This window comes from Verrucomicrobiia bacterium, from assembly GCA_035765895.1.
Classification (GTDB): domain Bacteria; phylum Verrucomicrobiota; class Verrucomicrobiia; order Limisphaerales; family DSYF01; genus DSYF01.
In genome coordinates this window covers 132,001-149,590 of sequence record DASTWL010000039.1, presented here as the reverse complement: position 1 = coordinate 149,590, position 17,590 = coordinate 132,001, and the positions used below count along the sequence as shown (strand labels likewise).

14 protein-coding genes are annotated in these 17,590 nt (G+C 61.9%); 7 read left to right on the top strand and 7 right to left on the bottom strand.

Going from position 1 to position 17,590, the window contains the following annotated elements:
• Nucleotides 1-2: 2 nt before the first annotated feature.
• On the bottom strand, nt 3-1,007 hold the full coding sequence (locus tag VFV96_08720; GenBank protein HEU5070481.1) for an AraC family transcriptional regulator: 1,005 nt from the start codon (nt 1,005-1,007) through the stop codon (nt 3-5).
• 113 nt (nt 1,008-1,120) lie between these two features.
• Between VFV96_08720 and VFV96_08715 the strand changes: the two genes are divergently transcribed.
• Together VFV96_08715 and VFV96_08710 are read left to right on the top strand one after the other, a co-directional pair.
• Complete coding sequence (locus tag VFV96_08715; GenBank protein ID HEU5070480.1) at nt 1,121-2,608, top strand: putative Na+/H+ antiporter; 1,488 nt, start codon at nt 1,121-1,123, stop codon at nt 2,606-2,608.
• Between the two features lie 125 nt (nt 2,609-2,733).
• The gene (locus VFV96_08710; protein ID HEU5070479.1) at nt 2,734-4,059 is read left to right on the top strand and encodes a hypothetical protein; all 1,326 of its coding nucleotides are present in this window, start codon (nt 2,734-2,736) and stop codon (nt 4,057-4,059) included.
• A gap of 29 nt (nt 4,060-4,088) precedes the next feature.
• Here the strand turns inward: VFV96_08710 and VFV96_08705 are convergent, their stop codons facing one another.
• Together VFV96_08705 and VFV96_08700 are read right to left on the bottom strand one after the other, a co-directional pair.
• The gene (locus tag VFV96_08705) at nt 4,089-5,942 is read right to left on the bottom strand and encodes a DEAD/DEAH box helicase (protein HEU5070478.1); all 1,854 of its coding nucleotides are present in this window, start codon (nt 5,940-5,942) and stop codon (nt 4,089-4,091) included.
• Between the two features lie 106 nt (nt 5,943-6,048).
• Nucleotides 6,049-7,287: a DEAD/DEAH box helicase gene (locus VFV96_08700; GenBank protein HEU5070477.1), complete on the bottom strand. Its 1,239-nt coding sequence runs from the start codon at nt 7,285-7,287 to the stop codon at nt 6,049-6,051.
• A 132-nt stretch (nt 7,288-7,419) separates the two neighbouring features.
• Here VFV96_08700 and VFV96_08695 point away from each other — a divergent pair, with 132 nt between their 5' ends.
• From VFV96_08695 to VFV96_08685, 3 genes are all read left to right on the top strand, one after another.
• On the top strand, nt 7,420-7,962 hold the full coding sequence (locus tag VFV96_08695; protein HEU5070476.1) for a DJ-1 family glyoxalase III: 543 nt from the start codon (nt 7,420-7,422) through the stop codon (nt 7,960-7,962).
• Nucleotides 7,963-7,970: 8 nt separating this feature from the next.
• Entirely contained in the window at nt 7,971-9,209 is a 1,239-nt protein-coding gene (locus VFV96_08690) for a CofH family radical SAM protein (protein HEU5070475.1), read from the top strand.
• A gap of 64 nt (nt 9,210-9,273) precedes the next feature.
• On the top strand, nt 9,274-10,008 hold the full coding sequence (locus tag VFV96_08685; GenBank protein ID HEU5070474.1) for a glycosyltransferase family 2 protein: 735 nt from the start codon (nt 9,274-9,276) through the stop codon (nt 10,006-10,008).
• 12 nt (nt 10,009-10,020) lie between these two features.
• On the opposite strand, the gene VFV96_08680 is transcribed toward VFV96_08685, so the two are convergent.
• Together VFV96_08680 and speA are read right to left on the bottom strand one after the other, a co-directional pair.
• Nucleotides 10,021-10,704, bottom strand: a complete 684-nt coding sequence (locus VFV96_08680) for a hypothetical protein (GenBank protein HEU5070473.1) — start codon at nt 10,702-10,704, stop codon at nt 10,021-10,023.
• A 76-nt stretch (nt 10,705-10,780) separates the two neighbouring features.
• Nucleotides 10,781-12,721, bottom strand: a complete 1,941-nt coding sequence (gene speA / locus VFV96_08675) for a biosynthetic arginine decarboxylase (protein ID HEU5070472.1) — start codon at nt 12,719-12,721, stop codon at nt 10,781-10,783.
• Between the two features lie 228 nt (nt 12,722-12,949).
• Between speA and VFV96_08670 the strand changes: the two genes are divergently transcribed.
• Both VFV96_08670 and VFV96_08665 read left to right on the top strand, forming a co-directional pair.
• Entirely contained in the window at nt 12,950-13,510 is a 561-nt protein-coding gene (locus VFV96_08670; protein HEU5070471.1) for a hypothetical protein, read from the top strand.
• 35 nt (nt 13,511-13,545) lie between these two features.
• Nucleotides 13,546-14,307, top strand: a complete 762-nt coding sequence (locus VFV96_08665; GenBank protein HEU5070470.1) for a Nif3-like dinuclear metal center hexameric protein — start codon at nt 13,546-13,548, stop codon at nt 14,305-14,307.
• A 222-nt stretch (nt 14,308-14,529) separates the two neighbouring features.
• Here VFV96_08665 and VFV96_08660 read toward each other — a convergent pair whose 3' ends face one another.
• Nucleotides 14,530-15,120, bottom strand: coding sequence for a hypothetical protein (locus VFV96_08660; protein HEU5070469.1), 591 nt, complete (start codon nt 15,118-15,120; stop codon nt 14,530-14,532).
• An 11-nt stretch (nt 15,121-15,131) separates the two neighbouring features.
• Nucleotides 15,132-17,255 (bottom strand): helicase C-terminal domain-containing protein, encoded by a 2,124-nt coding sequence (locus VFV96_08655; protein HEU5070468.1) that lies wholly within the window; start codon nt 17,253-17,255, stop codon nt 15,132-15,134.
• Nucleotides 17,256-17,590 lie beyond the last annotated feature (335 nt).

The following is a 17,590-nucleotide window of genomic DNA, read 5'->3' as shown; positions in this document are numbered from 1 at the left end:
TATTATACGATGAATAAGCGTGAGTTTTCCACCCCTTGCCGCGATTGTTTTTCCTCCTTCACCACCGGAAACAAGCCCGGGCAGCAGCCGTGGGTCTGGCGGAAGGCGAGGCTGAAGTGGCTGAAGCTGGAGTAGCCGACTTCGAGGGCGGCTTCGGTCACGTTGTATTTGCCGGAGCGGAGCAGTTCCGCCGCGCGGTCCATGCGGAGGCGCTGGAGGTATTGCGGGATTGTCGAGCCGGTCTCCTGCGAGAAGGTGCGGCTCAGGTAAAACGCGCTGCACCCGACTTCCCGGGCGATTTGGTCCAGGTTCGGCGGGCTGGCGAGATCGCGTTGCAGGATGGCGATGACGCGTTCGGCCCGTTCTTTGGCCAGGCGATGCTGGCGCGTGCAGAACAATTCCTCCTTTTCGGGGCGGAAGAACAGTTGCGCCATCAACTCGGCCGCCTTGCCTTGGAACCACAAGCCTTGCGCGGCCGCGAACACCGGCGGGTTGCGCAGGCTGGTGACGAGTTGTTGCTGCGTGGCGGTGAGGGGCTCGGCAGGACCCACGCCCGACACGCTTTTTTTGCCGGCCACGGCGGCGCGAATGAGCGGGTGCAGGGCGTCTTCCTGTCCGGCCAGATGGCGCGCGAGAAACTCCGGCGCCAGTTCCACGGTGATGAATTGATGGCGTTCGCGGCCGTTGCGCTCGGCGTGCAACGGCTGGCTGCCGCGACAATAGAACCCTGCCGTCATCGGATTGAACCGGGCTTCGGTGGTGTTCCAGCGGACGGTGCCGTGGCCGGAAAGGTTCAGGCAGATTTCCGTGCTGCCTTCGTGAAAACTGCGCGCCCAATCCACCGGCGTCCCGGCCTTGAAATCGTGCCATTCAAAGCTCACGCCAAGCGTGCGGAAGCCGCCGTAAAGCTGGCGCCAGCCAGCTCCGATGGCCCGCCAGGCCGCCGCTTCTTCGCGCGGCAGCCCGGCGGAATCGCTGACGGCTGAACTCGGGACTGACGTTCTCACGATGTCCAGACTCCGTGATGCATGGTTTCATTTCAAGTGATTTGCCGGTGACAAGCGCGCAGGAGTGTTGTTTCTTGGACGAACCGTTCATGAACACGCGGAACCCATCAAACTTGAGGCTGGCTAGCCTGCTGGCGGCGCTGCTGTTGTTTGCCGTTAATGCGCCGGCCAGCGGCGGACCGGCCGCCGGCACCGCGACGTTTCCGCCGTCGTTGGAATCCTACGGCGATGGTGGCATGACCCGGCTCGTGGACGTGTTGAAGAACCGGATCGAGCATGAGCCTTTCAATCTGTGGGCCAGCATCTTGTTTCTGCTGGCGGTGATTCACACCTTTCTCACGCACCGGTTTCGCCACTGGGCGCACGTGCTGGAGGACCGGCAACGGGCGCGGCTCAAACAAGCGGGCAAGGATCCAGAATCGGAGGCCAGCGTGCCGGCGCGGGTGCTGCATTTTCTGGGCGAGGTCGAGGCGGTCTTCGGGATCTGGGTGCTGCCGCTGTTTGCGTTGATGATTTTCGAAGTGGGCTGGGAACCCGCAATTCAATACGTCAACCATCGCGTCAGCTACAACGAGCCGCTGTTCGTGGTGGTGATCATGGCCATCGCGTCCACGCGGCCGATCCTGCACCTGGCCGAGCAATGCCTGCGCTTCGTGGCCCGGCTGGGAGGCGGCGGACCGGCGGCGTGGTGGCTTTCGATTCTGTCCATCGGCCCCGTGCTGGGCTCGTTGATTACGGAACCCGCGGCGATGACGATTTCCGCGCTGCTGCTGGCGCGACAGTTCTACGCGCTGCAACCGCCTGCCAGGCTGGCCTACGCCACCCTCGGTCTGCTCTTTGTGAACGTTTCGGTCGGCGGCGTGCTGACGCATTTTGCCGCGCCGCCCGTGCTGATGGTGGCAGGCACCTGGGGCTGGAACACGCCCTACATGTTCCGGCACTTCGGCATGGAAGCCCTGCTCGGCATTGCCGTGGCGAATGCGGGTTACTTCCTCCTCTTTCGCAAACAATTCAAGCAGCTCGCGATCGCGGCGAAAACCGCCGGGGCCGAGGCGCGGCCGGCCGCCGCCATTCCGATTTGGGTGACCGTGGGGCATTTGTTGTTCATGGCCTGGACCGTTCTGAACGCCCATTACCCGGCGCTGGTGATTGGCGGCTTTCTCTTCTTCCTCGCGTTTTACGAGGTGACCGACGACTGGCAGTCCGAACTGCAGCTACGCTCGCCGATTCTGGTCGGCTTCTTTCTGGCGGGACTGGTGATTCATGGCGGCCTGCAGCAATGGTGGATTTCGCCCGTGCTGAGCCGTCTGACTGAGGTGCCGTTGATGCTGGGGGCCGTTGGTCTGACCGCCTTCAATGACAACGCCGCCATTACCTATCTGGCCACGCTGGTGCCGAACCTGACGGAGGGCATGAAACACGCCGTGGTCGCGGGCGCCGTTACGGGCGGCGGCTTGACGGTGATTGCCAACGCACCCAATCCCGCCGGACAGTCCATTCTCGGGAAGTTTTTCCCGGACGGCATTTCGCCGCTGGGTCTGTTGCTGGGCGCCCTTCCGGCGACGGTGGTGCTGGCCCTGTGCTTTCTCTTTCTGAGGTAGCACGTGCTGCCTTCAGAAATCGCTCCCAATTCCACCCCGGCCTGCTAGGGTCGCCACGCTGTCGTATGAAAAGGACTCTCTCGCCTCTTTGGATTGCGGTTGCAACCTTCACTGCGTCCTGGCCGTTGTCTGCCTTGCGGGCGCAGGACATCACGAACGCCGCCGGCGACTGGAACATCATCAACTTTACCACGCCCAGCCGGCTCACCCTGGAGACGGATGCGCAGGGTGTTGTCACCGGCATCCCGGAAGCGGGCAATTTCGACCGCTCCACCGGCAGCCTGACTGTGCAGACGGATGGCACGTTTTCCGGGGCCGTTCCGGATCCCATCAGCGGCTCGGCTGCATTGGGCGACGCGGGAGAACTCGTTCTGAACCTCGATGGCACCAATGGTCCGCCGTCGCTGACCTTCAACCTCAATCAAACCGCGGACGTGATCACCATGGCCGGTTCCCTGTCTGACGGTTACCAGGATTTCATCCTCGGGCTGCGGGCGCCGGGAACGCTGACGACCAACGATCTGACGGGGCAATGGAACATCAGCAGTTTTCAGACGCCTTATCAATTGGACCTGGAATTTGACAGCTCCAACAAGCTCATCAACGTGCAGGGGCTGGGCAGCTTCCAGACCGGCACCGGCAACATGACGGTGAACGCGGATGGCACGTTCAGCGGCACGGCGGGCAACTCCATGTCCGGGACCGTGGACAGCGTCGGTAACGGCACGGTAAACGTGACGGTGATGACAGCCGAGGAAACCAACACCTTTACGTTGTTCATCAACGCCAGCAAAGACCTCATGGCGGTGGTCAGCGCAGCACACGACACCTACGACAACTTCCAGGAGCTGCTCCTCTTTACCAGAGTCTCATCCAATGTCCCACCGGCGGCCCTGGCGGCGGATTGGCGGATTGCCTCCTACGATGCGCCACAACTGACGCAGCTCAAGAATGGGTTCGGCCAGGTCATCGGGCTGGACGGATTGGACGGTTTTGGCGCGCAGCGTCAGGCGTTGTTTGCCGGTTACGACGGCTTTTTCATCGGTTTGAGCGGGTTGCCGGCGAGCGGCACTTTTTCGAGCAGCAACGCCGGGCTCGTGACGGCCAATGTGCAGACGCCTGATGGCGCGGAGGCGATTGGCTTCCAACTGGCGGGAGGTGGAAATGCCATGGTGTCCGCCCGCACGGCAAGTTGGGGACAGGAATTGCTGCTGGCTACGCGCTCCTGGCCTACGTCGCACGGTTATCGCGAATACGGGCTCAACCTCGCCCGGGCGACCAATTCGGTGACGTTGCAATGGGTCGCGGCCACCACCAACACAGCGCTCCAGGTCAGCATCGATTCAACCAACTGGACGACGGTGCCGGAAACCATCGGTCAACACACCTACACAACCCTGGTCACCAACCGCCTGCCGCAGCTGTTTCGCGTCGCACAGCCGGTGCCATAGCCTCACCGGCGCACGGCAGATTCCCTGGCTTACGCCAATTTCACCTTCACGCGCTGTCCTTTGATTTCCGCGCGGTTCAGCTTTGCTATGATGGCGTGGGCGTGCTCCTCGGCCACATCCGCGAACAGATGCCGCTCACGGACGTCCACTGTGCCGACCACCTTGCCGGGCAGGCCGGTTTCGCCGGCGATGCTGTTCACGATGTCAATCGGTTTAACCCCCGCTTCCGCACCAATGCTGATGAACAGGCGCACCTGGCCAGCCGGCGTTTTGCGGCTGGTCTTTTCCCCTTGAACCGGAGCGCGGCTGTCCTCGGCCCCAGCATCCCGCAAGTGGTGCGATGCTGGCGTGTCGAGAGCCTCCTTCACAGAGGACGTGCTGCGGCTGGGAGCCGCCGCACTGCGGGGGGGGGGCGCAACGTGAACCGCCGGCTTGGACGCCGGGCGTTTCGGGGGAACGATCCGTTCGCTGATGGGAACTTTGGGCCGCGGTGCGGGTGCGTCTTCGTGGCGCGGCCGGGATTCGAAACGCTCCGGGCGCGGGCGCTCGGGCCGTTCGTAGGATTCAGTCTTGGGCGTTTTTGCGGGAGCGGCTTCGCCGGATTGCAAATGGTGCAACAAGGCCGAGATGATGTCCGTTGAAGTGTGGCCCTCTTCAAGCAACCGCTCGATCAACGCATCCTGCTTTTTGTAATCGCCGCTTTGCAGCGTGGCGCGCAGCTTGTCGAGGAACACATTCTCGCGTGCCTCCTCCACCTCCGCCAGCGTGGGCACGCGGCCGCGCTGGATGCGTTGATTGGTGAAACGTTCAATGTGGCGGATTTGGAAAATCTCACGGCCCGCCACGAATGAAATGGCCCGCCCGCTCCGGCCCGCGCGGCCCGTGCGGCCGATGCGATGCACGTAATCCTCTGGATCGTAGGGCAGGTCGTAGTTGAAGACGACCTGCACGTCGTCCACGTCAATGCCACGCGCGGCGACATCCGTGGCGACCAGGAATTCCAGCCCGCTCTTGCGAAACTTGTTCATCACGCGGTCACGCTGCGCCTGGCTCATGTCGCCGTGCAGGCGGTCGGCAGAGTAACCCGCCGCTTCCAGATGGTCGGCGAGTTCATCCACCATGCGCTTGGTGTTGCAGAAAATGATGCCGAGCTTGAGGTCGTGGATGTCCACGAGCCGGGTCAGCAATTCGATTTTGAAGCGGCGGTCCACCTCGTAATACACCTGATCCACGGTCGCCACGGTCATCGCCTTCTGCTCGATCTTCACGCTCTGCGGCTCGCGCGAATACTTCTCGATGAGGTCGCGAATGGGCTTCGGCATCGTGGCCGAGAAGAACACGGTCTGTCGCTCCTTCGGAACCGATTGGAGAATGGTTTCGATGTCGTCGCGGAAACCCATGTTGAGCATCACGTCGGCTTCGTCGAGGATGGCCATCTTCACCGTGTCGAGCCGCAACGTGCCGCGGCGCATGTGGTCCATGACGCGACCCGGCGTTCCGATGATGATTTGTGCGCCCTGCTTCAAGCCCCAGAACTGGCGCTCGTAGGATTGCCCGCCATAAATCGGCAGCGCATGGATGCCGCGTTTGAAGAATGCGAGCTTGTGGATTTCCTCGGAAACCTGCACGGCGAGTTCGCGCGTGGGGCAAAGGATCAACACCTGTGGCTCGCGCCTGGCGGGATCGGTTTTTTCAATCGCCGGGATGCCGAACGCGGCCGTCTTGCCGGAGCCGGTCTGCGATTGGCCGACGATGTCCTTGCCAGTGAGCAACAGCGGGATGGACTCAGCCTGAATGGGGGAGGCCTGCTCAAAGCCGAGCTTGTCCACGGCCTTCAGCAGCTCGGGCGAAAGGCCGAGTTCCGAGAAAAGTTTTGGGGTCATAGAATTAATGGGACAGGCGTCTTGCCTGTCCGGCGGGTCAACCGATTAGGGACGGTGTCAGATTTATGAAACATCAAACGGACCGGTGGGATGCCTGCCCACCAGCTTACCGCCGCCGGCGTTTGGCCGGGCCGAAATAGTAGCCGCCGTGCACGCGCACGGCCTGGATTTTTTGCGGACGAACGTTCGACTCGGCCTTCTTCTCGGCCTCAAACAGCGCGGTGTAACGATAGTCGAAGCCCTCCAGCTTTTCGCGCGGAATCTTCTGGCTGATGAAGCGCTCGATGTCGAACACGTGGGTGGCGTCCTCGGCCACCATCAAGGTGAAGGCGTCGCCCGTGCTTTCCGCGCGGCCGGTGCGCCCGATGCGGTGGATGTAATCCTCCGGATGCTGCGGCACGTCGTAATTGATGACGTGACTGACGTTGGAAATGTCCAGTCCGCGCGCGGCAATGTCCGTCGCGACGAGCACCTCGAAGCGGCCGTTGCGGAAGCCGTCCAGCGCCTGTTCGCGTTCCTTTTGCGTGCGGTTGGAGTGCAGCACGGCCACGGCGTGATTGTTCTTCTTGAGCAGATGCGCCACGCGGTCGGCGCCGTGCTTGGTGCGGCAGAACACAATCACCGAGTCGTAATTCACGCGGTTGAGCAGTTCGAGCAGCAGGTCGGTTTTCTGCGCTTCCGCCACGGGATAGATGACGTGTTTGACGGTCTCCGCCGGCGACCGCCGGGCGCCAATCTCGATTGTCTCGGGATTCGTCATCGTCCATTTGATGAGCGACTCGATCTGCGGCGGAATGGTGGCGGAGAACAACGAGGTTTGCCGTTGTTTTGGACAGCGGTCGAGGATGCGGCGCACGTCCGGCAGGAAGCCCATGTCCAGCATGCGGTCGGCTTCGTCGAGCACGAGGTATTTGATGGCGTCCAACTTGACCAGGCCGCGGCTCATGTGATCGAGGAAGCGGCCGGGAGTTGCCACCAGAATGTCCACGCCGGTTTTCAGCGCGTCGGTTTGTTTTCCGTAACCCACACCGCCGTAGAACACGGCGACGGTCAAATCGGTGAAGCGGGCAAAATCACGGATGGCTGTCTCGACCTGGGCGGCGAGCTCGCGCGTGGGCTCCAGGACGAGCACGCGCGGCCGGGACTGGTGTTCGCCGAGTTGCGACAGGATGGGCAGGGCGAACGCCGCAGTCTTGCCGGTGCCCGTCTGGGCGCTGCCGATGACGTCCCGACCTTGCAGGATGAGCGGAATGGCGCGCAATTGGATCGGCGTTGGATCCGTGTAACCCATCGCGGCGACTCCCTGTAAAATCGATTCGGACAGCCCAAGACTCTTAAACGGCATGGCCCCACTATGCGGCAAACGGACGGTGAAAGGAAGGGCTTTTGCAGGTGGCGCCGGAAGGGAGGACGTGGTTGCGCGACCGGGCGGCCGGTGGTTTTAATTTCACGTCCGCTCTGTTATCTTGGCGGCGCCATGAAAACGCGCGTGCTTTGCCTGTTGGTGGACGGCTTTGAGGAAATTGAAACCATCGCACCGATCGACCTGCTGCGGCGCGCGGGGGCGGAGGTGATCCTGGCGGCGGTCAAAGGGGGCAAGCTGGTGACCGGCCGGTGCGGTGTGGCCATTCAGGCCGACGCCGAACTCGCCCAGGTGATGAACGACGCCTTTGACCTGTTGTTCATTCCGGGCGGTCCGGGGGTGACGGCCTTGCGGGCCGACGGCCGGCCCGCGCAGCTCGCCCGGAAGTTTGCTGCCGCGGGCAAACCCGTCACGGCGATCTGCGCCGCGCCGGCTGTGCTGGCAGATGCCGGGCTGCTTGTGGGCAAACGTTTTACGGCTCATTTCTCCGTGCACCAGGAGCTGCCGGCCGCCCTGGTGGCGGAACGCGTGGTGAAGGACGGCAACTTGATCACTTCCCGTGGCGCGGGCACGGCCATTGAATTTGGCCTCGAACTGGTGAGCGAATTGTTCGGCGACGCGAAGGCCAGGGAAGTGGCGGCGGCGATCATGTTTTGAGGGGGCGCTTGCTTGTCCCGGATGCCAGTTTCCACTACGTTCCCACCGTGATTTACGACGCGTCACTCGACAGCTTGTTGCAGAAGGTTTGGGACGGCGGCCGCATCAATGCCGACGAAGCCCGCCGGCTGGCCACGTTGCCGCTGGAAGAACTCGGCGCACTGGCGGACCGCCGCCGGCAGTTGCATCGGCGTGCGGCGCACGGTGGCCAAGGGGAGGGGATCATCAGCTACATCGTGGATCGCAACGTCAACTACACGAACGTCTGCAACGTCTATTGTAAGTTCTGCGCGTTCTACCGCACCGAAAAGGATGCCGACTCCTACGTCATCACCACGGCGGAGATGGACCAGAAGATCGAGGAGACCATCGCCCTCGGCGGCACGCAGATTTTGATGCAGGGCGGGCACCACCCCAAGCTGACCAAGCAGTGGTATCTGGACCTGCTTTCGCACATCAAAGCCAAGTTTCCCGGCTTCAACGTGCACGGCTTCAGCCCGAGCGAGTTCATCGCGTTCGCGAAGTTTTTCAATGAGCCGGTGGAAACCCTCCTGCGCGATTTCACGGCCGCCGGCCTGGGGAGCGTCCCCGGCGGTGGGGGGGAAATCCTCGTGGACCGCGTGCGCCAGCGCATCGCGCCGCTCAAGGCGATGTCGAACGAGTGGATGGGCGTGATGGACGTCGCGCACGCGCTGGGGCTCGCCAGCTCGGCAACGATGATGTTCGGTCACGTCGAGACGATGGATGACCGCATCGAGCATCTGGAGTTTGTCCGGGCGCAGCAGGACAAGTCGCTGGCCCGAATGCGGAGTGTGGAGTGCGGCGTGCGGAATTGGGGGAGTTCGCCCATCGAACATGCGGCCGCGTATGCGAATGCGCTCGAAACGGGCACCGTCAAGGGCGGTGCGTTCACGGCCTTCATCTGCTGGACGTTTCAGCCCGAGAACGCCGTGCTCAAGGCGCCGACCGTCGGGTCGCATGAATACCTGAAGACGCAGGCCCTCGCGCGCATCTACCTCGACAACTTTCCCAGCGTGCAAAGCTCCTGGGTCACGCAAGGTCCCGACATCGGACAGGTCGCCTTGAAATATGGTGCGAATGATTTGGGCTCGATCATGATCGAGGAAAACGTGGTCAGCAGTGCCGGCACGACCTTCCGCATGACCGTGGCCGACATGCAACGGCTTATCCGCGACCTCGGCTACGAGCCCCGCCAGCGCGACAACTGGTATCGACTGGTGAATTGAGGCCGCCCGAGTTTTGCCGCTGGCGATGCCGTCGGCGGCTTGCTAGCGTCCCACCCGGATTTAAATGAGCGATCCCGCGCCAGTCCTCAGTTTCGTCATTCCCTGTCACAATGAGGAGGGAAATTTGCGCCCGTTGGTGGCGGCCATCGCGCAGGCGGCGGACGGCGTGAAGCTCTCCTACGAAATCGTGCTGACAGACGATTTCAGCACGGACAACACGTGGAAGATTTTGCAGGAACTGGCGGCGGCGGATCAACGCATCCGCGGGCTGAAGTTCGCCTGCAACTGCGGCCAGTCAGCGGCGATGTTCGCCGGCATGAAGGCGGCACGCGGACAATACATCGTGACGCTGGATGCCGATTTGCAGAATGACCCGGTGGACCTGCCGAAATTCATCGCGGCACTTCAGCGGTTTGATTGTGTCTGCGGCACGCGCGTGGCCGCGCGGGCGCAGGGTGACAACATCATCCGCATCATTTCCTCGCGCATTGCGAACGCCGTGCGGAACAAGCTGTCCGGTGAAACCATCAGCGACGCGGGCTGCTGCTTCCGCGCGTTCAAGCGGGAATGCGTGGACAACCTGAAATTCTTCAAGGGCATGCACCGGTTCCTGCCGACGCTGTTCAAGATCGAGGGCTATACGGTCGGCGAGGTGACCATCAGCCACAATCCGCGCACGGCCGGGGTTTCGCACTATGGCGTGTGGAACCGGCTGTTCGCGTCATTTTATGATTTGCTGGCCGTGCGCTGGATGAAGAAACGCATGTTTCGCTACCGCGTGGCCGAGACGTTGAATTGAACGGCCCGCAGTTCAGTGCTCCCCGCCGAAGACGCTTTGCAGAATCACTTCCTTGGTCTTCCAGAGCAGCGCCATGGTCATGGCCACCGGCAGCAGGATGAAGGCGATGATGAACCAGCGGTAGAGGCGCGCCATCGTGTTGAGCAGGCCGGCAAAACGGCTGGCCAGTTCAGGTGAGTGGGCGGCCACGTAGAAGCAGGCCACGACCGCGAGCAGGAGGAACAGCAGCCAGCGGTTGACGGCCGTGAACTGCCGGGTTTCGTAACGCAGCGTTTCGTCCGGCAACATGGCCCCAAGCCGTTCAATGGTGGTGTTCAGACTGGTCAGAAACGCAATGCTGCCCAGGCCGAACAGCACAACCGCCGCGAGAAAATAGCCGTTGCCCGGCACCTGGCTCCACCAATACAGGAACGGGCTCAGGCCGAGATTGGCCGTGGCGAGCAGACGGGTCTGCCACAAGGAATTCGTCCACACGCGCTCCTGCGGCTGGAACGTGCGCATCTGCCAGAGGCCGAACAGCAGCAGCCCGGTGGTCAGCACGGGCGGCACCACGCCCAAGGAGCGCAGCCATTCGGTGCGCACGGCTTGGGCGCAGATCAGCAGCGTCAACGGGAGCCCCCAGAAAAGACAGGAAAGCCCGCGGGCGAGCCGGCCCAGCGAGCGGAGCAGTTCGGGATTGGGAGTCAAATCAGCCACGGTGCGCGGGCAGAAAGCCGGAAGGCCGGGGAAAAGACAAGCCGGCAGTTCCGGCCAGCAAAACGAGGCCAGCGCATCACATGCTCAGGTAGGTGTATTCCTTCAAACCGCGCTCGTAATCGTCGAGCAGCCGCATGGCCTCGCTGGGCTTCATGCGGTCGGATTTGATGGCCTCGTCCATCTGTGACTTCATCTGGCGCTTCAGCTCGTGCTCGTCGTATTGCACGGCGCCCAGCGCCTGCACGATGGTGGTGCCTTCGATGATTTCCTCGATGTAGTAGCCCGCCGGCTCGTCGGGATCGAGGAAGACGTGCACTTCATTGACGCGGCCAAACAGGTTGTGCAGGTCACCCATGATGTCCTGATACGCGCCCATGAGGAAAAACCCGATGAAGTAGGGCTCCGGCTTGCCGTTGCCGTTGGTGCGCAGCGGATGCAGGGGCAGGGTGTCGCGCACGTCGCGCAGGTCAATGAACTTGTTGATCTGGCCGTCGGAATCGCAGGTGATGTCCACCAGCGTGGCCTCGCGGGTGGGGCGTTCGTCCAGCCGCGCCAGCGGCATGATGGGGAAAAGCTGGTCCAGCGCCCAATGGTCAAGCAGCGACTGGAACACGGAAAAATTGCAGAGATACTGGTCGCCGAGGGAATCTTCGAGCTTGCGGATTTCCTCCGGGATGTAGGCCTGGCCCTTGAAGCTTTCCACCACGGCGGCGCTGATTTCCCAGTAGAGATTCTCGATCTTGGCCTTGTCGATCAGGTCCAGCACGCCGAAGGCAAACATCTGTTGCGCGTCCTCCTTGCGCTCCAATGCGTCGTGATAGGCCTCCAGCTTGTTCTGTTTGGGCAGGTTTTTGCGGATGTCCAGCAGTTCGCGGACGAGGGCATGCTCGTTCTCGCCGTAGTCGAACTGTGCCTCCGCGCGCGTCTTTTCAATTGATCCAAACACCTCCACCACCAGCACGCTGTGATGCGCGACGATGGCGCGGCCGCTTTCGCTCACGATGTTCGGGTGCGGCACCTTTTCGGCGTTGCAGACCTCGGCCAGGTAATAAACGACGTCGTTGGTGTATTCCTGCAGCGTGTAATTCGTCGAGCTGTCGAACGCCGAACGGCTGCCGTCATAATCCACGCCGAGGCCACCGCCCACGTCGAAGAACTCAATCGGGAAACCCATCTTGTGCAGCTTCGAGTAGAAGCGCGCCGCTTCCTGCACGGCCTTTTTGACGGTCAAGATGTCCGGCACCTGTGAGCCGATGTGAAAATGCAGCAGCTTCAGGCAGTGGGTCAGGTTCTCCTTCTGCAGCAGTTGCGCGGCGACGAGGATTTCCGCCGTGCTCAGGCCGAACTTGGCGTTTTCGCCGCCGCTTTCCGCCCAGCGACCCGCGCCCTTCGAGAGCAGGCGGGCGCGGATCCCGATGAGCGGCTCGACGCCGAGCTGCTTCGACACGGTAATGATCTGGCGCAGCTCCTCCAGTTTTTCGACGACCATGATGACCTTCTTGCCCAGCTTGATGCCGAGGAGCGCCATCTTGATGAAGCCCGAATCCTTGTAGCCGTTGCAAATGATGAGCGTTCCCGGCGCGCCTTGCAGCGCGAGCCCGGCGAACAGTTCCGGCTTGCTGCCCACCTCCAGACCAAACTCGAATGGCCGTCCGGCGTCGAGAATCTCCTCCACCACCTCGCGGAGCTGGTTGACCTTGATGGGAAACACGCCGCGGTAACGCCCCTGGTAGCCGTATTCGGCGATGGAATTCCGGAACGCCTGGTTCAGCGCCTCGACCCGGTGGCGCAGAATGTCCTGAAAGCGGATCAACAGCGGGAACTTGAGCCCGCGCGCCTTCGCCTCTTCGATCACGTCGGTGATGTCCACGGCGCAACCGGCGTCCTGCTGCGGGCGCGCCACCACCCGGCCCGCTTCGTTGATGTCGAAGTAATTCGCGCCCCAGCGGCGGATGTTATAGAGGTCGCGGGCGGCTTGGATGTCCCAGGCGCCATTGGCTTCGGAAGAATTGCTCATCGAACGTCGTTCAATTCGCGCATCATAGGAACGCGCGGCGGGAATTCAATAGGCAGTTTGGGAATTCATCAAATTATTTTGGGCGACTGTTTTATAGTCAAGATAAGCATCCTGGTCGAATCTCAAAGTCAAGTCGTGAAACAGCTTGAACAGACCTAGCTACAAACATAGCTTCGCAACTCGAAGAGAGTTGCTGTTCGCCAATCGACTTGGTTCACATCGAACTTCATGTTGTCGTTCTTAAAAAGAAAAGTGTCCGGCACCGAGATTGGAGCCGAGTTTTTCAAGCGTCTGCGAGACGGACATGCTGCCGGATTTGCTGAGGATAGGGAGTTTTTCCCAGTGGAGGCACAAATATCACGCGATGCAGTTATCGATGAATGGCTTTATTTTGAAGTGTTCTTGGTCGACTATTCAACTTACCTCGCATTGGGCAGGACATCCGAAAAATCTAAGGTGTTGGATCTGTTTTGGCTCTCCATTCAGGAGTGGCTTGGCGCACACCAAGTGGTTGCGCTTCCCGAGCGACTTGCAGTTCTAGGGGGTGGCCCCAGAAGTATCCCACCGGAAAAAGTTGAATATGCATTGGCTAGACTCCTTCGCCGAATGAAGACTTATTGTTCAGCGATTCAAACGCCACATCGGCTAGGCGAAAATTATTCGGTGGCTTCAGTTTTCTTAAATTCGTGCGGAAACTTTAACGCCATTACAGTTACAGGAATCAGCACCTTATTCTCCTCGCGGAAAATCGGGTATGTAGAGCTGTTAAAATCTGTTCGGATAGTTTAAGTAAGGTCTGCTTCGACAAAACTTTCAAGAGTGCCATGGCCAAAGCTTCGCTCGTCCAAATCGTCCGGCATTGTGACACGCTGCTCCGCACCGGCGACATTCAGGATTACGACGGCGCGGTGAATGGCTTGCAGGTCGAGAATCGCGGCACCGTGACGCGTATCGCCGCGGCGGTGGACGCCTCGCCGGCCACCGTGCGCAAGGCGATCGCGGCGGGCGCCGACCTGATGCTGGTCCATCACGGATTGTTCTGGGGGGCGCGGCATCCGTGGACCGGGACCAACTACGAGCTGCTGCGGTTGTTGCTCGATCACAACCTGGCCATTTACAGCTCGCACCTGCCGCTGGACGCGCACCCGAAGCTGGGCAACAACGTGCAATTGTGCGCCGCACTGGGCTTCCGGAAATTGAAGCCGTTTTTTGTCAGTCGCGGCACGGCGCTGGGATTTCAAACCATGACCCGGCTGCCGCGCAACGAACTGGCGTTGCGACTGGCGAAAGCGGTGGGCGGCCGGGTGGAAGTCATTCCCGGCGGTCCTCAACAATGCCGGCGCATTGGCGTCGTAACCGGGGGCGCGGGCGGCGAACTGAAGCAGGCGGCAAAGGAGGGCGTGGACACGTTCATCACTGGCGAGGGGCCGCACTGGACGTTTGCACTGGCCGAGGAACTGCGGGTGAACGTGTTTTATGCCGGGCACTACGCCACGGAGACGTTCGGCGTGAAGGCGCTGGCCGCGCACCTTTCACAAAAGTTCCGCGTGCCGTGGGTGTTTTTGGACCATCCGACCGGTTTGTGAGGCCCGTTGCGGGAAGTTGGAAAGGGGCTTTGCCGCACGCCGGTAAAAAACAAGCGGGCTTGAGGCTACACACGGTTTAGTTAACGCCCCAAACCCGCCCCTTCCGCGCGGAAGGATTCGAGACGGAACCAAACCTCGCCAGAGGGCCGGACCGTCCCGACATTTCTACCCTAGTCCTGGCACCGACTCGTGCAAGGACATTTTCGCCCCCGGATGGCCGAATTACATCCCGGGGCGACCACTGACCGCGCGGCCAGTCGGGCGACGGAAGCCGACGAGTGTCAGCACAAGTGTTTGCAGGGCAAAAATGCCGGGTGCGAAGCGCGCTTCAATCGTCCATTCCGCGCCGCCCCAGAACCCGAGCAGGTTCGCCACGGTGTAGCCGGCCCAAATGCGCGCCAACGCCGGTTGTGGATGGCGCCAGAGTTCCAGCAGGCCGGGCAGGCCGGCGATGACGATGGCCACCGTCGTGGCGATGGTGGCGCCGCGCGGGCCGCTGAACTTCCAGACGGCCAGGCAACCCAGCACCAGCAGCAGAATCACCGTCTCCAACCAGCCCCAGGCAAACCGGCCGCAGGCCAGCAACAGCAGTGTGAGCGCAATCGACCCCGCCGCAAATCCGCCCGACAGCCAGAAATTTCCATGCTGCTCCACCAGCGCGATGGTGACGGTCGTGTCCAGCACGGCCCACAGCGCCCACATGGCGAAGCTTTGTCCGGCGCCGCGATCGCGCACCGCGCTGACCAGCAGCGGCGCATACATCAACAGGGCGAGCCCGCCGCCGGCGATTTTGAGCGCTTCGTGGAAGTTCATCGCGCGCGAGGTCAGATGATTTCCACAGCGCACCGGGGCAGGGCGTCCAGAAAGGCGCGGCCGTATTGCTTCTGGGTGATGCGCGGGTCCAGCACCACCACGATGCCCTGATCCTGTCGCGTGCGAATGAGGCGGCCCACCCCCTGGCGGAACTTCAACACCGCCTCCGGCAGGGAAAACTCGGCAAACGAATTGCCGCCGCGCGCTTCAATGGCTTCGATCCGCGCCTCGATGAGCGGATGGTCCGGCACGGCGAACGGCAGCCGCGTGATGATGACATTGCTCAGCGCCTCGCCGGGCACGTCCACGCCCTGCCAGAAGCTGTCGGTGCCGAACAGCACCGAATCCACGTCCTCCTTGAATTTCTCCAGCATCGTGCTGCGCGGCGTGCCCGTGCCCTGCACAAAGCACGCGAGGCCCAGTTCGTCGAAAAACGGCTGCATCCGCTCGCCCAGTTCCTGCATGAGCTTGTAGCTCGTAAACAGCACAAAGGCCTTGCCGTGCGTCTGCTTCACGAAATGCTCGATCCACTTTTGCAGGGCGCCGGCGTAGGCGGCCTCGCGCGGGTCGGGCATCTTGCTGGCGACGTAGATCTTCATCTGCCGTTCGTAGTCGAACGGCGTGCCGACCTGGAGCTGTTCCGCCCGTTCGGCACCCACGCGGTGGACGAAGTATTCCAATGCAGAGGGCGGCGGGCGGGGCGTGGAACGGGATTTGGGCAGGCGCTCAGGGGCGGCTTCTTCCTTCCTTATTTCGCGTTCCGCGCTGCGCATGCCCAGCGTGGCGCTCGTCATAATCACGCTGGTGTCGCTGTTGAACAGGCGTCGCCGGAGAAACTCCGCCACCTCGACCGGCGCCGCGTTCAGCGAAATCGCCCGGTGCGCCTTGCCGCCGCGCTCGACCCAATAGACATGATCCTCGACGGTCTGGCTGAGGAACTCGGCGATTTCCACCCGCAATTCGCCGAGCCGCCGGTTGCATTCCAGCAGCTCGCTTCCCATGTCGCTGTCCTCGCTGGATTTGATCAAATCGCTCACCGCCTCGCGCAGGCGCTGGAGCGGCAGCGTGACGTTGTCCGGCACCAGGTCCGCGCGGCGGATGCGCAGCTCCGTCCAGTCCCGCCGCCGTTCGCCGCCGAAGGGTTTGCGGGCGGACTCGTTCAAATCCTCGCAAACCGTTTCCACCTGGGCGAAAAATGCGTCCGTCTCCTTCAGTAAATCCGCCACCAGCTTGACGGCGCTGCCCTTGCGCAACGTGGCCAGCAGGCCCTTCTCCGTGCGCGGATTCCACAGGCGGTTCAAGGAATACCGCACCTGTCCGCTCGAAACGCTCAACCCGATGTGGCGCGAGGCCACGCTTTCCATCGTGTGCGCCTCGTCGAAGACTACGAAATCGTTTTTGAACAGGATGCCGCCCTCGGATTCCTCCTCCAGTCCGCCGAGCAGGGTGAAGAACAACGTGTGATTCAACACCAGCACGTCGGCCGACAGGATGCGGTTCCGCGCGCGTTGAAAAAAGCAGACGCCGTGGTCCTTGGCGAAGTCGCTCGGATACCCGCACACCTTGGGCGAGCACAGGCCGCGTTCCGAACACACCTGCGCCCACACCTTCGGGTCCGGCTCCACTTCAAAGTCCGACAGGCTGCCGTCCTCGGTCGTGTGCGCCCATTCCCAGATGCGCTTGAGCTCCTCCTGTTCCGGGCCGGTGAAAAGCTGGTCTGCGCTGTGCATCGCCTTGTGCAGGCGCCGGGTGCACAGGTAATTGCCGCGGCCCTTCAGCATCGTGAAGCTGAACTTCACCGGCAGCACCGCCGCCAGCATCGGCAGGTCCTTTTGCGTGAGCTGCTCCTGCAGGTTGATGGTGTGGGTCGAAATGACGGCCTTCTTGCTATGCTGCACCGCGAACAGAATCGCCGGAATCAGGTAGGCGAGCGACTTGCCAACGCCCGTGCCGGCCTCCACGGCGAGGTGTTCGCCATTTTGCAACGCGCGGGCCACGGCGACCGCCATCTCCTGCTGTTGGGGCCGGAACTCGAAGTTCCGGGCGCGGGACAGCAGGCCGTCTGGGGAAAAGATGGATTCGACCTGGGCAATCAGGTCGGGGCCGGCGGGTTGCACTTCAACAGGGCCAATCACAGCGGGCGCCAATATGAGCCGGGAACATCGGCCGGGCGACTCAAAATCGGCCGGGCGGAACCGGCGGAACCCCGTCGCGCCGCCTGACTAGATGCGCTTTTCGGGGGGAAAAGCCGCTTTGGCGCCTCAACCTGTGACTTGGCCTGCGGACTTGGCGGCTTTGTTTGTCGAAGAGCCCATTTTTTCCACTGACAAAACCGTTTTGTGCGCTGACGAAGTCATTTTGTCGGCCGACAAAGTCACTTTTTCAGTCAACAAAATCATTCTGTTGGGCAACAAAGCCGCTCTGTGGGGCAACAAAGCCGCTCTGTCAGTGCGAAAAATCGTTTTGTCCG

Bases quoted from the DNA above. Each gene is read 5' to 3' on its own strand.
- VFV96_08685 (HEU5070474.1), top strand. From the start codon at position 9,274: ATGAGCGATCCCGCGCCAGTCCTCAGTTTCGTCATTCCCTGTCACAAT.
- VFV96_08660 (HEU5070469.1), bottom strand. From the start codon at position 15,120: ATGAACTTCCACGAAGCGCTCAAAATCGCCGGCGGCGGGCTCGCCCTG.
- VFV96_08670 (HEU5070471.1), top strand. From the start codon at position 12,950: ATGTTGTCGTTCTTAAAAAGAAAAGTGTCCGGCACCGAGATTGGAGCC.
- VFV96_08705 (HEU5070478.1), bottom strand. From the start codon at position 5,942: ATGACCCCAAAACTTTTCTCGGAACTCGGCCTTTCGCCCGAGCTGCTG.
- speA (HEU5070472.1), bottom strand. From the start codon at position 12,721: ATGAGCAATTCTTCCGAAGCCAATGGCGCCTGGGACATCCAAGCCGCC.
- VFV96_08665 (HEU5070470.1), top strand. From the start codon at position 13,546: ATGGCCAAAGCTTCGCTCGTCCAAATCGTCCGGCATTGTGACACGCTG.
- VFV96_08700 (HEU5070477.1), bottom strand. From the start codon at position 7,287: ATGCCGTTTAAGAGTCTTGGGCTGTCCGAATCGATTTTACAGGGAGTC.
- VFV96_08695 (HEU5070476.1), top strand. From the start codon at position 7,420: ATGAAAACGCGCGTGCTTTGCCTGTTGGTGGACGGCTTTGAGGAAATT.